Annotated in this window: 14 protein-coding genes and 1 pseudogene; 7 read left to right on the top strand and 8 right to left on the bottom strand. The window is 69.8% G+C overall.

What is annotated here, in order from left to right; genetic code table 11:
- Genes KV203_RS02525 through KV203_RS02505 form a run of 5 tightly spaced genes read right to left on the bottom strand, consistent with a single transcriptional unit; the run spans position 1 to position 4939 of the window.
- Positions 1 to 2619, bottom strand: a complete 2619-nt coding sequence (locus tag KV203_RS02525) for an anti-sigma factor antagonist (RefSeq protein ID WP_083529743.1) — start codon at positions 2617 to 2619, stop codon at positions 1 to 3.
- Positions 2616 to 3245 carry a SpoIIE family protein phosphatase gene (locus KV203_RS02520; RefSeq protein ID WP_066466836.1) on the bottom strand — a complete coding sequence of 210 codons (630 nt, stop codon included), beginning with the start codon at positions 3243 to 3245 and terminating at the stop codon, positions 2616 to 2618. The genes KV203_RS02525 and KV203_RS02520 overlap by 4 nt, the downstream gene beginning before the upstream one ends.
- Entirely contained in the window at positions 3238 to 3648 is a 411-nt protein-coding gene (locus KV203_RS02515; RefSeq protein WP_083529744.1) for an ATP-binding protein, read from the bottom strand. The genes KV203_RS02520 and KV203_RS02515 overlap by 8 nt, the downstream gene beginning before the upstream one ends.
- A complete protein-coding gene (locus tag KV203_RS02510; RefSeq protein ID WP_066466837.1) occupies positions 3638 to 4024 on the bottom strand; it encodes an STAS domain-containing protein in 387 nt (128 codons plus the stop codon). Before KV203_RS02510 ends, KV203_RS02515 begins: the two co-directional genes overlap by 11 nt.
- 15 nt (positions 4025 to 4039) lie before the next feature.
- Positions 4040 to 4939, bottom strand: coding sequence for an STAS domain-containing protein (locus KV203_RS02505; RefSeq protein WP_157079670.1), 900 nt, complete (start codon positions 4937 to 4939; stop codon positions 4040 to 4042).
- 257 nt (positions 4940 to 5196) lie between these two features.
- Between KV203_RS02505 and KV203_RS02500 the strand changes: the two genes are divergently transcribed.
- The 6 genes from KV203_RS02500 to KV203_RS02475 all read left to right on the top strand — a co-directional run bounded on the left by KV203_RS02500 (position 5197) and on the right by KV203_RS02475 (position 9471).
- Entirely contained in the window at positions 5197 to 5613 is a 417-nt protein-coding gene (locus tag KV203_RS02500) for an ATP-binding protein (protein WP_066466839.1), read from the top strand.
- A complete protein-coding gene (locus KV203_RS02495) occupies positions 5610 to 6395 on the top strand; it encodes a SigB/SigF/SigG family RNA polymerase sigma factor (RefSeq protein WP_066466840.1) in 786 nt (261 codons plus the stop codon). The genes KV203_RS02500 and KV203_RS02495 overlap by 4 nt, the downstream gene beginning before the upstream one ends.
- Before the next feature lie 21 nt (positions 6396 to 6416).
- Positions 6417 to 7391: a 2-hydroxyacid dehydrogenase gene (locus KV203_RS02490; protein ID WP_066466841.1), complete on the top strand. Its 975-nt coding sequence runs from the start codon at positions 6417 to 6419 to the stop codon at positions 7389 to 7391.
- The gene (locus KV203_RS02485) at positions 7384 to 8046 is read left to right on the top strand and encodes a DedA family protein (protein ID WP_066466842.1); all 663 of its coding nucleotides are present in this window, start codon (positions 7384 to 7386) and stop codon (positions 8044 to 8046) included. The genes KV203_RS02490 and KV203_RS02485 overlap by 8 nt, the downstream gene beginning before the upstream one ends.
- A 33-nt stretch (positions 8047 to 8079) precedes the next feature.
- The gene (locus tag KV203_RS02480; RefSeq protein ID WP_066466843.1) at positions 8080 to 9051 is read left to right on the top strand and encodes an oxidoreductase; all 972 of its coding nucleotides are present in this window, start codon (positions 8080 to 8082) and stop codon (positions 9049 to 9051) included.
- Between the two features lie 90 nt (positions 9052 to 9141).
- Entirely contained in the window at positions 9142 to 9471 is a 330-nt protein-coding gene (locus KV203_RS02475) for a hypothetical protein (protein WP_157079634.1), read from the top strand.
- A 242-nt stretch (positions 9472 to 9713) separates the two neighbouring features.
- Here the strand turns inward: KV203_RS02475 and KV203_RS20030 are convergent.
- Positions 9714 to 10137, bottom strand: a pseudogene (locus KV203_RS20030) (DUF222 domain-containing protein); the annotation flags it as partial.
- A gap of 261 nt (positions 10138 to 10398) precedes the next feature.
- Between KV203_RS20030 and KV203_RS02465 the strand changes: the two are divergent.
- On the top strand, positions 10399 to 10944 hold the full coding sequence (locus KV203_RS02465; RefSeq protein WP_246600476.1) for a Uma2 family endonuclease: 546 nt from the start codon (positions 10399 to 10401) through the stop codon (positions 10942 to 10944).
- A gap of 218 nt (positions 10945 to 11162) precedes the next feature.
- On the opposite strand, the gene KV203_RS20025 is transcribed toward KV203_RS02465, so the two are convergent.
- Positions 11163 to 11615 carry an alcohol dehydrogenase catalytic domain-containing protein gene (locus KV203_RS20025; RefSeq protein ID WP_373279184.1) on the bottom strand — a complete coding sequence of 151 codons (453 nt, stop codon included), beginning with the start codon at positions 11613 to 11615 and terminating at the stop codon, positions 11163 to 11165.
- An 8-nt stretch (positions 11616 to 11623) separates the two neighbouring features.
- On the bottom strand, positions 11624 to 13930 hold the full coding sequence (gene metE / locus KV203_RS02460) for a 5-methyltetrahydropteroyltriglutamate--homocysteine S-methyltransferase (protein WP_066466845.1): 2307 nt from the start codon (positions 13928 to 13930) through the stop codon (positions 11624 to 11626).
- Positions 13931 to 13934 lie beyond the last annotated feature (4 nt).

Here is a 13934-nt window from a genome sequence, read left to right as displayed (position 1 = left end):
TCAGCCCGCCTCGGCCAGCGCCTCCGCCAGGGTCGGATGGAGCACGAACACCTGGTCCAGGCCGGTCAGTACGATCGGTCGACCGGTTGCCGGGCCGTCCGCCACCACGATCAGCCGACCGAGCCGGCGATGCGCGTCCACCAGGATCGCCATTCCGGCCGACGCCAGGAAATCGACCGCGGTCAGATCGATGATCAACTGCGTCGGACCTGCAGCCAGCGCCGCGTCCACCGCAGATTGCAGCACGGGCGCCGTCGCCAGATCCACACTTCCGACCGCAGCGACCACCGTTGTGGACCCGCGTTCGCTCGTCGTGGTGGTCAATCCGTCGACCGGTCTGCGGTCGCCCACCGAGTCCGTCATGGTGTTCAATCTGCCATGAAGCTCGGCGCCGCGCAGCACTCCTGCCCGACCCGGGGCGGCGGCGGGTACGAACCCGCGCATCGCGGGCCCGTCGAGGGTCCACGACAACCGGACCTCGGTGCCGGCATACGACCGCTCGATCTGATGCTCGTCACTCAACGACGCCAGCAAAATCAGGCCCTGACCGCGTACGCCGGGGTCGGCCGGCGGTGGTCGCCAGCGGCCGCTGTCGGCTACGCACACCTCGAGTCGGCCCGACTCGAGGTGCGCGCGAACCCCGACCGTCGCGGTCGAACCGGGAGCCACTCCGCGGTAGCCGTGCTCGACGCTGTTCGTGCAGGCCTCGTTCACCGCCAAGGTCACATCGGTGCCGATCGCGGGCGGTATGCCCGCCTCGGCCAACCAATCGGCCAGCGCGGCCCGCACGCCGCCGAGTTCTGCGGCCAGCGCCGGAACCAGCAACCGCAGCGGAGCCGGCGGTCGGCGGAACACCATCAACGCCACGTCGTCGTCATAGCCACCGGCCGGTGCCGCCGCGGTCAGCACCAGGTCGGCGATCTGCGCCGCCGACCGGCCGGCCAGATCGGTCAACGCCGCCGTCACCCGGCCGATCCCGGTGTCGATCGGGGTCCCGGGTCGCTCGACGAGCCCGTCGGTGTACACCACCAACACCTCGCCCGGCGCCAGTGTCGTCTCCGCCTGCGGTCGTGGCCCGAGATCTGCGGCGGCCAGCGGGACCGACCGGCCACCGTCCAGCGTCCGACCCGGCCGCCCACCCGCGCCGAGCACGGCCGGCGGGTGGCCGGCGCTGCTGTAGTGCAGAGTTCCCCGTGCCGGATCGACGATCCCCGCCCAGACGGTGGTGCAGCTCGCGCCGACGATATGTTCGGCGACCGTGTCGAGTTCGCCGAGCAGTTGGGCGGGCCCGGCACCCCGCAGGATCAGTGCCCGGGACGACGCCCGCAGCTGGCCCATCACCGCTGCGGCGGCCAAACCCCGGCCGACGCAGTCGCCGACGATCACGCCGATCCGACCGTCCGGCAACTGCACCACGTCGTACCAGTCACCGCCGATCTCCAACGGCGCGACCGCCGGCTCGTACCGGACCGCGAACCCGACCGGCGGCTCGGTGGCACCGAGCATCGACTGTTGCAGGGTCAGCGATACCGTGCGGACCGCGTCGTACGCCCGCGCGCGCAGCATCGCCACCCGCAGATGCCCGGCGAACAACCCGATCAGGGTTCGCTCGTCGGCCGCGATCCGCCGCGCCGCGGCGAACTCCAGCCAGATCGCCGCCGTCGGCCCCGCCGACAGCCCGATCCCCGGCACCGGGTCGCCGGCCGGCCCCGCGGATTCCGAATCGACCTCACCGCGGGCGCGCTCCAGGGCACTCCGAACCGATTCCGGCAGCTCCGGCCAGGTTCGCCGCAACGAGCCGGCAACCGGGTAGACGACCGGATCGGCGGCGCTCCCCCAGCTCACCGCGACCGCGTCGACCGCGTCGAGCGGCTCCGGGCAATGCTGCAGGGCCGCCTCGAGCACCTCGGCCACCCCCGCCGCACCGGCCAACGAGCCGGCCAACCGATTCACCACCCGTTCCCGGTCGGCCGCGGTGCGCTCGGCGGTCACATCCCGGGCCGTGCCCACCAGCCAGTGCTCGCGCCCGGCCGCCCGCAACGAGCTGGTGCTCAACGCCAGCCAGACCGACCGCCCATCTCGGTGCCGGATCAACAGGGTGGCCCGACCACCGTCGAGGTGGACCGCGGCGCGGGCCACGGCCGGATCCGGCACCCACGGATGCGGCCATCGATAGGGCACGCCGTCCGGCCCGTAACCGGTGATGTCGCCGAACGCCGCGTTGACCTCGACGACCGCTCCGTCCGCGTCCACAACGAAGAAGCCGTCCTGCAAGGTGTGCACCAGGGCCCGACGGAACGCGCCCCGATCGGCGAGATCGTCGGCCCGTTCCCGCTCGGCCTGGTACCGGCGGGTGCCGTCGAGATAGCCGCGAGTCGCCACGTCGGCCGCGGTCAACGTCTGCAGCAGGAAGCCGAGCGCGGCCCCGGCCTCGTCCGGGCCGGCACCCGCGGTGGCCCGGAAATGCGCCTCGACCAGGTCGAGGATGCTCACCCCGTCGGCCAGGGCGCGCCGGCCCAACCCGTAGCCGACACCGAGAGTCGCCTCACTCGGCGCAGCGAGATGCCGACGCAGCGCCGCCGCATAGTCGGCGCGCAGAGCGAGCGCGGCGGCGCTCACCGCCGGACGCCCCGATAGCGGGCCAGCAACACGACCGCGTCGTCGGACGCTTTGGCGTACCGATCGAGCAGGTCGCCGGCGATCCGATCCACCGGACCGGCGACGCCGGACTCGGTGAGGTGGCGATCCGCAATGCCGTCCGACGCCAGCACCAGCAGGTCGCCGACCTCCAGCGGGACCGTCGCCGGCTGCTGGCCGGGCGGCAGCCGGTAGCCGACGATGCCGCCCACGGACAGCCCGCTCGCCCGCGGCGCCGCCGAACCGGTCGCCGACACCCCGATCAGGATCGCCGCGACATTGCCGACGCCCAACCAACTGAGCGAACCGGCGGCGACATCGAGCCGGACCAGGGTGATCGCTGCACCGCGGGTGCCGAGCAGCGCTCGATGACACAGCGTGATCAGCTCGTCCAGCGGTTCGGTCGGGTTGCAGCTGAGCACCTGGTGCGCCCGGTGCGCCGCGGCGGCGGCGTCGGCCCCGTGGCCGAGCCCGTCGATCACGCCGAGCAGCACGACGTCGCCGCCGGCGTCGAGCACCGCCCAGTCGTCGCCGGACACCGACTGTCCGGGCATCGGCCGGCCGGCCACCGCCCAGTCCACCGCGCCCGATCTGCCCTGCTCACGCACCGGACACCAGCTTCCACATCTCCACACAGGTCCCCCGGCCGGGTCGCGAGGTGACCTCCAGGTGATCCATCATCCGGCGGGCACCGGGCAATCCCAGGCCAAGCCCACGCCCGGTCGAATAGCCGTCCTCCAGCGCCCGAGCCACGTCCACGATGCCCGGACCGTCGTCCACCGCCCGCACGACCAACGCACTGCCGCCGGAACGCTGCTCGACGCTCAGCCGGACTTCGCCGGTGCCGGCATAACTGGTGATGTTGCGCGCGAGCTCGGAAATAGCGGTCGCGATCATGGTGCGGTCGGTGAGACCGAAGCCCAGCTGCTGCGCCAGGTCGCGACCGGCCTTCCGGGCCGTCACGATGTCGTCGGGGGAATCGACCGCGACCACCACCACCTCACCGACCACCGGGCCGACCTCCCCGACCGCGGGTGGGCGTCTGCCGGTCGAGCAGAGCCAACCCCTCCTCCAGATCCAGCGCGGTGTGGATGTCGGCGAAGGTGAGACCGAGCTGCACCATCGAGAACGCCACCTCGGGTGACAAACCGACGATGACCGTATCCGCACCCCGCAGCCTGGTCATGTGCGCGATGGTGGACAGCGAACGGGCAGCGAACGAGTCCATCACGTCGATCGCCGTGACGTCGACGATGATGCCGTGTGCCCGATACCGGCCGACCCGATCGATCAGGTCGTCCTGCAACTGCTCGGTATCGGCATCGGACAACTCGGCCTGAACGGTCGCGATGAGATAACTGCCCTGTTTGAGGATCGGAACGGGCATCGGCCGCGGGACCGCTCAGCGGCCGTCGCGCGCCGGATCGGCAACGCTGCGATCGACCTCGTAGCCCAGCAGCCGCTCGGCCTGCTCGATTCCCCCCTGCAGGTCGCCGACCGCGTTCATCTTCGACAGGTCGAGACCGATCGTGACCAGGGTGAGCGCGATCTCCGACGACAGCCCGGTGATGATCACGCTGGCACCCATCAGACCGGACGCGTCGACCGTCTGCACCAGGTGGTTGGCCACCGTCGAGTCGATCGCCGGGACACCGGTGACGTCGATGACCACCACCTTCGCCCGGTTGGCCCGGATCGCCCGGAGCAGCTGCTCGGTCAGCTGACGAGCCCGCTGACTGTCCAGCACACCGATGATCGGCAGGATCAGCAGCCGTTCCCGCACCTGCAACACCGGCGTCGACAGCTCTCGGATCGCGTCCTGCTGTTGCCGGATGATCCGTTCCCGCTCCTGCACGAACGAGACCCCGACGGTGTTCGCGATCCGGTTCGCCGCCGGCTCATAGGCATCCAACACCCGGTTGAGCAGCTCGAAGTCGGACTGATACTTGGAGAACAACGACCGGGCCAGCACATCGCGCAGCAGCAGGACGATGCCGAGCACCTCGTCGGTTTCCACGCCACGCGGGATGATCCGTTCGGACAGGTCCCGCGCGTAGGCCTGCAACGCCTCGACGCTGCCGGTCTCCAACACCTCGACGTAGTTGTCGTAGACCGAGGTGGCCTCGGAGAAGACCTCCTCGGCGGTCATCGCGGTGAGCAGCTTCGCCGCCCCGATCCGGCGGGCCCACTCTTCGCGTAGCTCGGTGCGGTTCTGCCGAAGATGCTCGACGAGTTGCGGGAGCAACGACTCGGTCGGGTCCGGCGCGGTGGGCGGCTCGGATCCGGTCAGCGACTCCGACATCGACTTCGGCGACATCGATCTCGAACCTCCGGGGCTGGATGGGCAGTTCTGGCGGGCGATCTCTGGCAGACAATCCCGGAGTCAGCGTAGTCCGCAGCGGCCGTTCGGTACGGTCGCTGCGGAAGTCTCCCGGTGGCAATTCGCCCGCCGGGCGACTGCCACGATTGCACAACCGGTGCCGGGGTACCCCCGAAGCAACCGACACACACCTACGCATCCGATCCGATAACCGATATGGACCAATCCGGAGGTCGAAGATGGGCGCCGCCGAGGCGATCGAACCTGACAGTGCGCCGACACCGCCCCTGATCGAACTCCGGGTCGACGCCGAGCCCACCCAACTCGGCGTGGTCCGGGCGGTTGCCGGCACCATCGCGGCGCAGGCCGACTTCGACCTGGACACGATCGCCGACATCCGGCTCGCCGTGGACGAGGCGGCGTCCTACCTGGTGGTGCGGGCAGTTCCAGGCAGCCAGCTGTGGTGCATGTTCCGCAACACCGGCAACGTTCTGGCCATCGCGGTGTCGGCGGCGACCACCGGCGAGGACCAGTCGTTGCGGCAGAGCTTCGGCTGGCATGTGCTGAACACGCTGACCGACTACGTCGAGCTCCGGCACGACCCGACCGGCCGGACGATCGTCGAGTTCAGTCTGTTTCGAGACCCGGTTTCGTGACCGGTTCCAGCGCCGGCTCCGGCCGAGCCCGTACCGCCGGCGAGTACGACGACGTCATCGCGGTGTTCACCGAGATCAGCCGGTTGCCCGCGGACGACCCGGGCCGCGCCCAGCTGCGCGACCAGCTGGTCACCCGTTGTCTGCCGCTGGCCGAACACCTGGCCTGGCGGTTCACCGGCCGGGGCGAGCCGCACGACGACCTGCTGCAGGTTGCCCGCCTCGGCCTGGTGAACGCGGTCGATCGGTTCGATGTCGACCACGGCGCCGACTTCGTCTCGTTCGCAGTGCCGACCATCATGGGCGAGATCCGGCGGCATTTCCGCGACACCAGCTGGGCGATGCGGGTACCGCGGCGGCTGAAAGAGCTGCACGTGACGCTGAGCCGGGCGGCCGGGGAGATGTCGCAACGCCTCGGCCGTGCGCCGACGGTCCGGGAGCTGTCCGACGAGCTCGACCTGTCGGTCGAGGAGGTGAGCGAAGGCCTGGTCGCCGGAAACGCCTATCAGACCGTCTCGGTCGACGCGGAAACCCGCGGGCCGGACACGTTGCCGCTGCGCGAGACGCTCGGCGAACTGGACGAGGCGATCATGTCGGTGGAGGACCACGAGTCGCTGCGGCCGCTGTTGGAGGCACTGCCCGAACGCGAGCGCACCGTGCTGATGCTCCGCTTCTTCGGCAACATGACCCAATCCCAGATCGCCGAACGGGTGGGCGTCTCGCAGATGCACGTCTCCCGGATACTGGCCCGCACCCTGGCCCAACTCCGCCGCGAGCTGGAGTAGCTCGACCGCTACATTCGTGGCATGGACCGATCGGGTGGGCAGGCCCTGCGGGTGCTGGCCCAGTTCGTGGCCGGACCGCTGGTCCGCGAGCGGCTGCGGCCGCACCGGGATTGGCTGGACGTCCGGTTCTGCGCCGAATCCGACGACGCCACCTTCCAGGCCGAGCTGCCCGAAGCACAGGTGCTCTGGCATGTGTTGCGCCCATTGTCGGCGAGCGACATCGAGCGGGCGACTCGGCTGCAGTTGATCCACAAGCTGGGCGCCGGGGTGAACACCATCGCGCTGGACGCCGCCGCAGCGCGCGCGATCGCGGTCGCGAACATGCCGGGCGCGAACGCACCCTCGGTGGCCGAATCCGCGCTGCTGCTGATGCTGGCGGCCATGCGCCGTCTGCCACAGTTGGACCGGGCAACCCGGGCGGGCCACGGTTGGCCGACCGATCCGGCACCGACCGAGCAGGTGCGCGACCTCGGAGCCTGCACGGTGGGCTTGGTCGGCTACGGCAACATCGCCCGGACGTTGGAGCGAATCCTGCAGGCGATCGGGGCGACCGTGCTCCACACCAGTACCCGCGACGACGGTTCGCCGGCCTGGCGCCCCTGGCCCGACCTGCTCACCGACTGCGACGTCGTCTCGCTGCATCTGCCGCTCACGCCGACGACCGAACGCTTGCTGGACCGGGCAGCGCTGGACCGGATGCGGCCGGGCGCAGTTCTGGTGAACACCGCGCGGGGCGGCCTGGTCGACGAGTCCGCGCTGGTCGACGCGCTGCGCGCGGGCCGGCTCGGCGCGGCCGGGCTGGACGTGTTCGCCGTCGAGCCGGTGTCACCGGACAATCCCCTGCTCACCTTGCCGAACGTGGTGCTGACCCCGCACGTCGCCTGGCAGACCGCCGACACGTTCGGCCGCTACCTCGACCGTGCCGTGGACAACTGCCGCCGGCTGCGCGACGGCGCGCCGCTGGCCGATCTGGTCGGGCCCGGCGCGCATGGCTGACCTGATGGACCGGCTGCTGAATCTGGATCCGCTCCTGATCTTTCTGATCGTCGGCTTGATCGTGTTCGCCGAGGACGCGATCTTCCTCGGGTTCGTGCTGCCCGGCGAGACTGCCGCGGTGCTCGGCGGGGTGGCCACCGGTCAAGACCGATTACCGCTCTGGCTGATGTGCGCTGTCGTGGTCGGTGCCGCGATCGCCGGCGACTCGGTCGGCTACGAGGTCGGTCGGCACGTCGGGCCCCGGGTGCTGCAGCTGCGCGTCCTCGATCGCCGACGAGCCCAGATCGACCGCGCGCAGGACCTGCTCCGCCGTCGGGGCGGCGGGGCGGTGTTCCTCGGCCGGTTCGTCGCGTTCTTCCGCGCGGTGATGCCCGCGCTGGCCGGGGTGTCCCGGATGCGGTACCCGGTATTCCTGGCCTACAACGCAGCCGGTGGCCTGGTCTGGGGTATCACGTTCGTGCTGATCGGGCACCTCGCCGCGCGCTCCTATCGCGCGGTCGAATCGGAGGTCGGCCGCGGCGCGGCGATCGCGGTGGCGATCGTGGTCGTCTGTGCGATCGTCGTCTGGCGGATCCGCAAACGCCGCGGCGAACGCGGGACGGCACAGCGTGCGGATGCGCAGGGCGAAACCGATCGCGGCGGCTCCGTAGACTGACGTCCGGGTCGTGACTGCCGAGGAGATCACCGTATGTCTGCAAGATCCGCGTTGTCCGTCCGTCGGTTCGACGTGTCCGACATCCCGGACCAGACCGGCAAGACCATCCTGATCACCGGCGCGAACAACGGGCTCGGTCTGCACGCTGCGACCGCGCTGGCCGGCGCCGGTGCTCGAATCGTGCTCGCCTGCCGCAACCAGACCACCGGTCGGGCCGCCCTCGACGCGGTGCGGGCCCGGTCGCAACAGCGCGGAAGCGATGCCGATCATCGCCTGATCCAGCTCGATCTGGCGGATCTGGCCTCGGTCCGCGACGCGGGCAAAGCGGCCCTCGACGCTGCGCCGGCGCTCGACGTGCTGATCAACAACGCGGGTTTGATGGCGGTGCCGTTCGGCAGGACCGCGGACGGTTTCGAGATGCAGATCGGCACCAACCATCTCGGCCATTTCGCGCTGACCGATGCCCTGCTGCCGGCGTTGCTGGCGACGCCGGCGCCGCGGGTGGTGACGTTGTCCAGCATCGCCCACCGCGGCGCCCGGATGGACACCGACGACTTCGCCTTCGAGCACCGCCGCTACGACCGGATGGGCGCCTACGGGCAGTCCAAGCTGGCCAACCTGCTGTTCGCCGGGGAGCTGGCCCGCCGCGCCGAGACCGCAGGGGCCCCGCTGACCTCGGTCGCCGCGCACCCCGGGGTGGCGGCGACCAATCTGTTCGACGAGTTCGCCCCGCCGATCCCCGGCGCCAAGCCGATCCTGCACGCCGGGCTGCGGGTGGTCGGCAACAGCGAGAGCCGCGGCGCGCTCAGCCAGCTCTACGCCGCCACCATGCCGGATGTGCGCAACGGCGACTACCTCGGCCCAACCCTGCTGTTCGGTACCCGCGGCCCGGTGCGGCGGTCGCCGCGGAGCCGATCGGCGCAGGACGAGAACCTGGCCCGGCGGCTGTGGGAGCGGTCGGTGGAACTGACCGGCGCGGACTACGCGGCGCTCGACGGACGCTGAACTGTACCTGTAGTCCGTTCGCCCGATATGCCAAACCTCTTCTGCAAGATACGATTTGAATACAATCCGACTTGCCGAATGGATGCGCAAATGCACAAGATCCGAAATGCCGCCGTAGTTATAGCTTTCACCGCGCTGTCGGGTTCGATGCTCGCCCTGTCGGCTCCACCAGCAACCGCCAAAGAATTGGGGGGAGTGGACATGCAGGCCGCATGCAACAATCAGTATAAAGGGTGGGGAACCACGGCGGTCGTGCTCGACCCGAAAAGCGCATACAGTTGGCGGTGCAAGCCGAAGGTGGGAATCGCACAACCTATCAATGTCAACCAGCAGTGCACCGTGCAGTACGGCAGTCCCGCTTTCAGCAAGGCGCGAGATCCTAAGAATCCGTATACGTGGTACTGCTTCAACAACAAATAGTCGGCGCCCGGCGTAGGGCAGCAGAAGTGTCCTGTATCCCAAGGTTTCCGGTCACCCGACCAGCCAAGCCATCCCTTGGCCGGCCGGCACACCGGAGGGAACGGCGAAAGGGAACGCGCTGTTAGGAGTCACGGCAGCGACCGTCGGCTCGGGTCCTCTGGCGGGGAGACCTTGGGGCCATGCCTGACTGATGACGGGCGACGTGACGACGGTCGTCTACGCGCTGCAGAGACGTGTCACAGTCCTGGGCGAACACACGCGGGGAAGCCGCACCCCCCCGTACTGAGCGGTCGCCACGATCCGTTGATCGGGTGAGGCCAGTCGTTTCGAGCGACCCAGATACAGCGGCTGCTCGGTATGGGCGTCGAACACGGCCAGGTAATGCCAGGCATGAGTCGCCATCGGCGATCACATCCCGATATGGATCACCGTGCCACCGGCAGTCATCGCTTTCCCACCCATCCCGCCACCGGGACTACGACCCGGCGGAGGGCACGGCCCAACACCCACCCGCGGCGGGTGCCACACGTCAGGCATGGTGGCAGCAGCGGTTTCCAAGTCTTGCAGGGTGGTGATGACGATCACCGTCACCGGCAACCCCCGATGCCGACCCAACTCGCACGACCCGATCGCCGCCCGCACAACAGCAAGCAACTCAGTCGATTGCGCTGGGTCGGCAACCGAGAATCCCGCCGGGCTCGATCCTCGGGCACGGCACCGTCCGGGACGGAGTATCGACAGCGGGAGCGTCGTCGTCGGGGTTACACATCCCCGGGGCCGCGTACTTCGCGAACACCGTTTCAGATAGGCACACAACTCACGGTGGGCGAACACCCAGGCCAGGCAACTATGCCGCGACGCAGCGGGACGTTCCGGTCGGTCTCGGATCATGTAGTGGTGGCCGGGAAAGAGGGCACCATGGCAGGCATGGCACCAAAGATCGGCCCCGGGCCCCTGACCACGGCGGACCTGGGGGGGATGCCCGGTGACGGGCGACGTTACGAACTTGTCGACGGGGTGCTCATCGTGAGCCCAGCACCGGGCCGTCGCCACCAACGGGTCGTATACCGGTTGTACGGCGTCCTGGATGCCGTCTGCCCGGCGGTGTACGAAGTGGTCGGTGCACCGTTCGCCGTACGGGTCGGGGACGACGTAGAGCTGCAACCGGACCTGCTCGTCGCCCGGGCCGCGGACCTGACCTCCACCGACCTGCCGGCGCCGCCGCTCCTCGCGGTCGAGGTGCTCTCGCCGAGCACCCGATTGATCGACCTGAACACCAAACGCGCCGCCTACGCGCGGATGGGGGTGGCGAACTACTGGGTGATCGATCCGGACGAGCCGCGACTCGTCGTGTTCGAGCTGGCCGGCTCCGACTACCGAGAACGTGCCCACGTCGCCGGCAGCCACAGCTACGACGCCGACCGGCCGTTCTCGGCTCGCATCCTGCTCGCCGATCTGCTGCGCGACTGCTGAACCCGTCCGGGTCAGGGCGTGAGCACGATCCGACCGTCGAGCGCTCGCCCCTCCATCCGCTCGTGCGCAGCGGCAGCATCCGCGAACGGCATGACGTCGACGACGATCTCGCCCAACCCGGCAGCAACCGCGGCTCGCGTTGCCCGCGGCGAGCAGCCGGCCGCCCGGCGCCATCAGCCCCAAGCTCTGCGTGCGCAGCTCGCCCCCGACCGGATCGATCACCCACCACGTCGAACTTCTCCTCGGCCAGCTCGGTGGTCAGCCGAGTGGAGTCGACGATCCGGTCGTACGGCAGCCGCGTCCGCTGCGCCGCGTCGAGCTTGCCGGGCCGGACGGTGCCCACCACCGGACCCGCGCCGAGCTGCTTCGCGATGCCCGGGACTGCGGCGGCGAAACCGCCGAGCGCGCCGTGCACCAGCACGCGTTCGTCCGCCTGCAGATGGACCACCGCGGTGGACCGTGCCGGCCACCTCCAACCCCGGCACGAACGGCGGCTGGGCCATCCCGGGAACGTCGCGATAGACGCCCTGTCGGAAGTACAGATCGATCAGCCCGACCGCTGCGTGCGTGACGTCGATCGCAACCTGGCCGGGCCCGGGGACCGGATCGGGTAGCTCGACGACCGTGAGGACCGACGGCTCGCCGAACGCCGTGGCCTGAACCGCGTGCATGGAACTCGTTACATCGCCCGCCGCCGCAACCGACGCGCGGCCGCGACCAGGTTGCGCAACGACGGGTCGAGCTGCCAGCGCTGCCGCGCCTTCAGTCCCCCGTCCGGGTTGGCCCAGAGCCGTTCCAGCTCAATCGCTTCGGCCGCCGTCGAGAGCAGCTCGGCCAACTCGTCGATATCCGGGATCCGCGTCGATCGGCTCTCGTAGACCCCGGGCCCGACACCGCGGGTGAGCCCCTCGCCGTGCGATACATCGCCCTGCAATGCGCCGAGCACCCATGCGATCGACCGGGTGGCCACGAGTGCGGTGACGTCGGCGTCCAGCTGCTCGATGGCATCCACCACGACGGGCAGACCCGAGTAGCCGATGTGGGTATGGATCTGGGTCTGCGCCGCCACCCCGGACGTAGCCAGCTTGAACGCCGCGACCGACCACCGCAGGTACTCGTCACGACCCGCCTCGCGCCGCGGCAACAGCTCCCGGATCGCCGGCTCGTCGACCTGGATGATGGCGATCCCGGCCTGCTCCAGGTCGGCCAGCTCGTCCCGGATCGCCAACGCCACCTGGTCGGCGGTCTCGTGCAGTGGTTGGTCCTGTCGCACGAACGAGCGGGCCAACATGGTCACCGGACCGGTCACGACGGCTTTCACCGGCTTGTCGGTGAGCGACTGCGCGTAGGTGATCCACTCGACCGTCATCGGCGCGGGCCGGGACACGTCGGCGTAGACGATCGGCGGTCGGACACAGCGCGAGCCGTACACCTGGACCCAGCCGAAGTGGGTGATGGCGAACCCGTCCAGCAGCTCGCCGAAGTACTGGATCATGTCGTTGCGCTCGTGCTCGCCGTGCACCAGGACGTCCAGGCCGATGTCTTCCTGCAGCCGGATCGTCGCCTCGATCTCCGCCCGCACCCGCTGCTGGTAGTCGGTCCAGGCCAGCCGTCCCTGGCCGAGCTCGTGGCGGGCCCGCTTCAGCGCCGCTGACTGCGGGAACGAGCCGAGCGTGGTGGTCGGCACCGGCGGCAGGTTCAGTCGCGCCTGCTGCGCCGCCCGGCGAACCTCCCACGGCTCCCGCTCGCGCATCTCCGGCGTCACCGCGTACACCCGCTGTCGCACCGCGTGCTTCTGCTTGAAGTGCACCTCGGTCGGGCGTTTGCGCCAACCTTCGCCCGGGCCGTCGGTGAGCGCCCGCGCCAGCGAAACCACCTCGCCGACCTTCTGTTTGGCAAACGCCAACCGATCCGCGACATGGCCCGGCAGGTCGTATTCCACCAGCAGGTCGTAAGGCACGTGCAACAACGTGGTACCGGTGGATACGACCAGATCGGGACAGACCTGGGTCAGCTCGTTCAGGTAGTTCAGTGTGACGAACCGGTCGGCGCGCCAGACGTTCCGTCCGTTGATCACCCCGGCATACAGCCGTTTGCGTCGCATCCCCGGGATGGCGGCCAGGTCCTCCGGACGCACCCGGTGACCGGCCAGATCCAGGCCGATCGCCTCCACCTTGGTGGCGGCCAGAATCGGCAACGCCGGCCCGAGATCACCGTACTGGCCGGTGACCAACAACCGGGGCCGCAGCGGCGCGGTGGACAGCCGGCGGTAGGTCTGCTCGAACGCGGCCAGCTCGGCGTCGGTCCGGTCGCCGGTGAACGACGGCTCGTCCAGCTGAACGCAGGTGGCGCCCCGTTGCGCCAGGACGTCGAACAGCTCTTCGTAGCGCGGCAGCAGGCGGTCGAGCAGATCGAGCCGGATCCGCTGGTCGGCGCCCGACTCGTGCGCGCCCGGCTGCTCACCCACCTTCGACAACAGCAACAACGAGAGCGGCCCGAGCACCACCGGCCGCAGCTCGATGCCCCGGGCCCACGCACGATCGAACTCCGCCAGCAGCGCCTCCGGATGCAACGAGAACTCGGTGTTCTCGTCGATCTCCGGCTGCCGATAGTGGTAGTTGGTGCCGAAGAACCGGACCAGTTCCAGCGGCGGGACGTCGGGCCGCCCCCGGGCCATCAGGAAATAGCAGTCGAGCGGGTCGAGTCCCTCGGCGTACCGCCGGAAACGGGCCGGGGTGGCGCCGAACAGCAGCGCATTGTCCAACACGTGGTCGTAGAACGAGAACGTATTGCCCGGTACCTGGGTCAGGCCGGTGGCGGCCAGTTCGCCGTACTGCCGTTCCTGGATCTCCTGCCGAACCGCGTACAGGTCCGGCTTGGCCGGGCCGTGCCAGTACGCCTGGAGCGCCCGGGTCAGCTCGCGATGCACACCGATCCGCGGGTAGCCGAGGATGCTCGACCCGAATCCTGCCGCGACGCCCGCCATCGGA

It is taken from the genome of Skermania piniformis (assembly GCF_019285775.1).
Classification (GTDB): domain Bacteria; phylum Actinomycetota; class Actinomycetes; order Mycobacteriales; family Mycobacteriaceae; genus Skermania; species Skermania pinensis.
The sequence above is the reverse complement of the archived record's forward strand: the minus strand, read 5'-3'. Positions and strand labels throughout refer to the sequence as shown.

Coding starts and splice junctions, on each gene's coding strand:
- KV203_RS02510 (WP_066466837.1), bottom strand. CDS start 4,024: ATGCCCGTTCCGATCCTCAAACAGGGCAGTTATCTCATCGCGACCGTT.
- KV203_RS02505 (WP_157079670.1), bottom strand. CDS start 4,939: ATGTCGGAGTCGCTGACCGGATCCGAGCCGCCCACCGCGCCGGACCCG.
- KV203_RS02500 (WP_066466839.1), top strand. CDS start 5,197: ATGGGCGCCGCCGAGGCGATCGAACCTGACAGTGCGCCGACACCGCCC.
- KV203_RS02490 (WP_066466841.1), top strand. CDS start 6,417: ATGGACCGATCGGGTGGGCAGGCCCTGCGGGTGCTGGCCCAGTTCGTG.
- KV203_RS02485 (WP_066466842.1), top strand. CDS start 7,384: ATGGCTGACCTGATGGACCGGCTGCTGAATCTGGATCCGCTCCTGATC.
- KV203_RS02480 (WP_066466843.1), top strand. CDS start 8,080: ATGTCTGCAAGATCCGCGTTGTCCGTCCGTCGGTTCGACGTGTCCGAC.
- KV203_RS02475 (WP_157079634.1), top strand. CDS start 9,142: ATGCACAAGATCCGAAATGCCGCCGTAGTTATAGCTTTCACCGCGCTG.
- KV203_RS02465 (WP_246600476.1), top strand. CDS start 10,399: ATGGCACCAAAGATCGGCCCCGGGCCCCTGACCACGGCGGACCTGGGG.
- KV203_RS20025 (WP_373279184.1), bottom strand. CDS start 11,615: ATGCACGCGGTTCAGGCCACGGCGTTCGGCGAGCCGTCGGTCCTCACG.
- metE (WP_066466845.1), bottom strand. CDS start 13,930: ATGGCGGGCGTCGCGGCAGGATTCGGGTCGAGCATCCTCGGCTACCCG.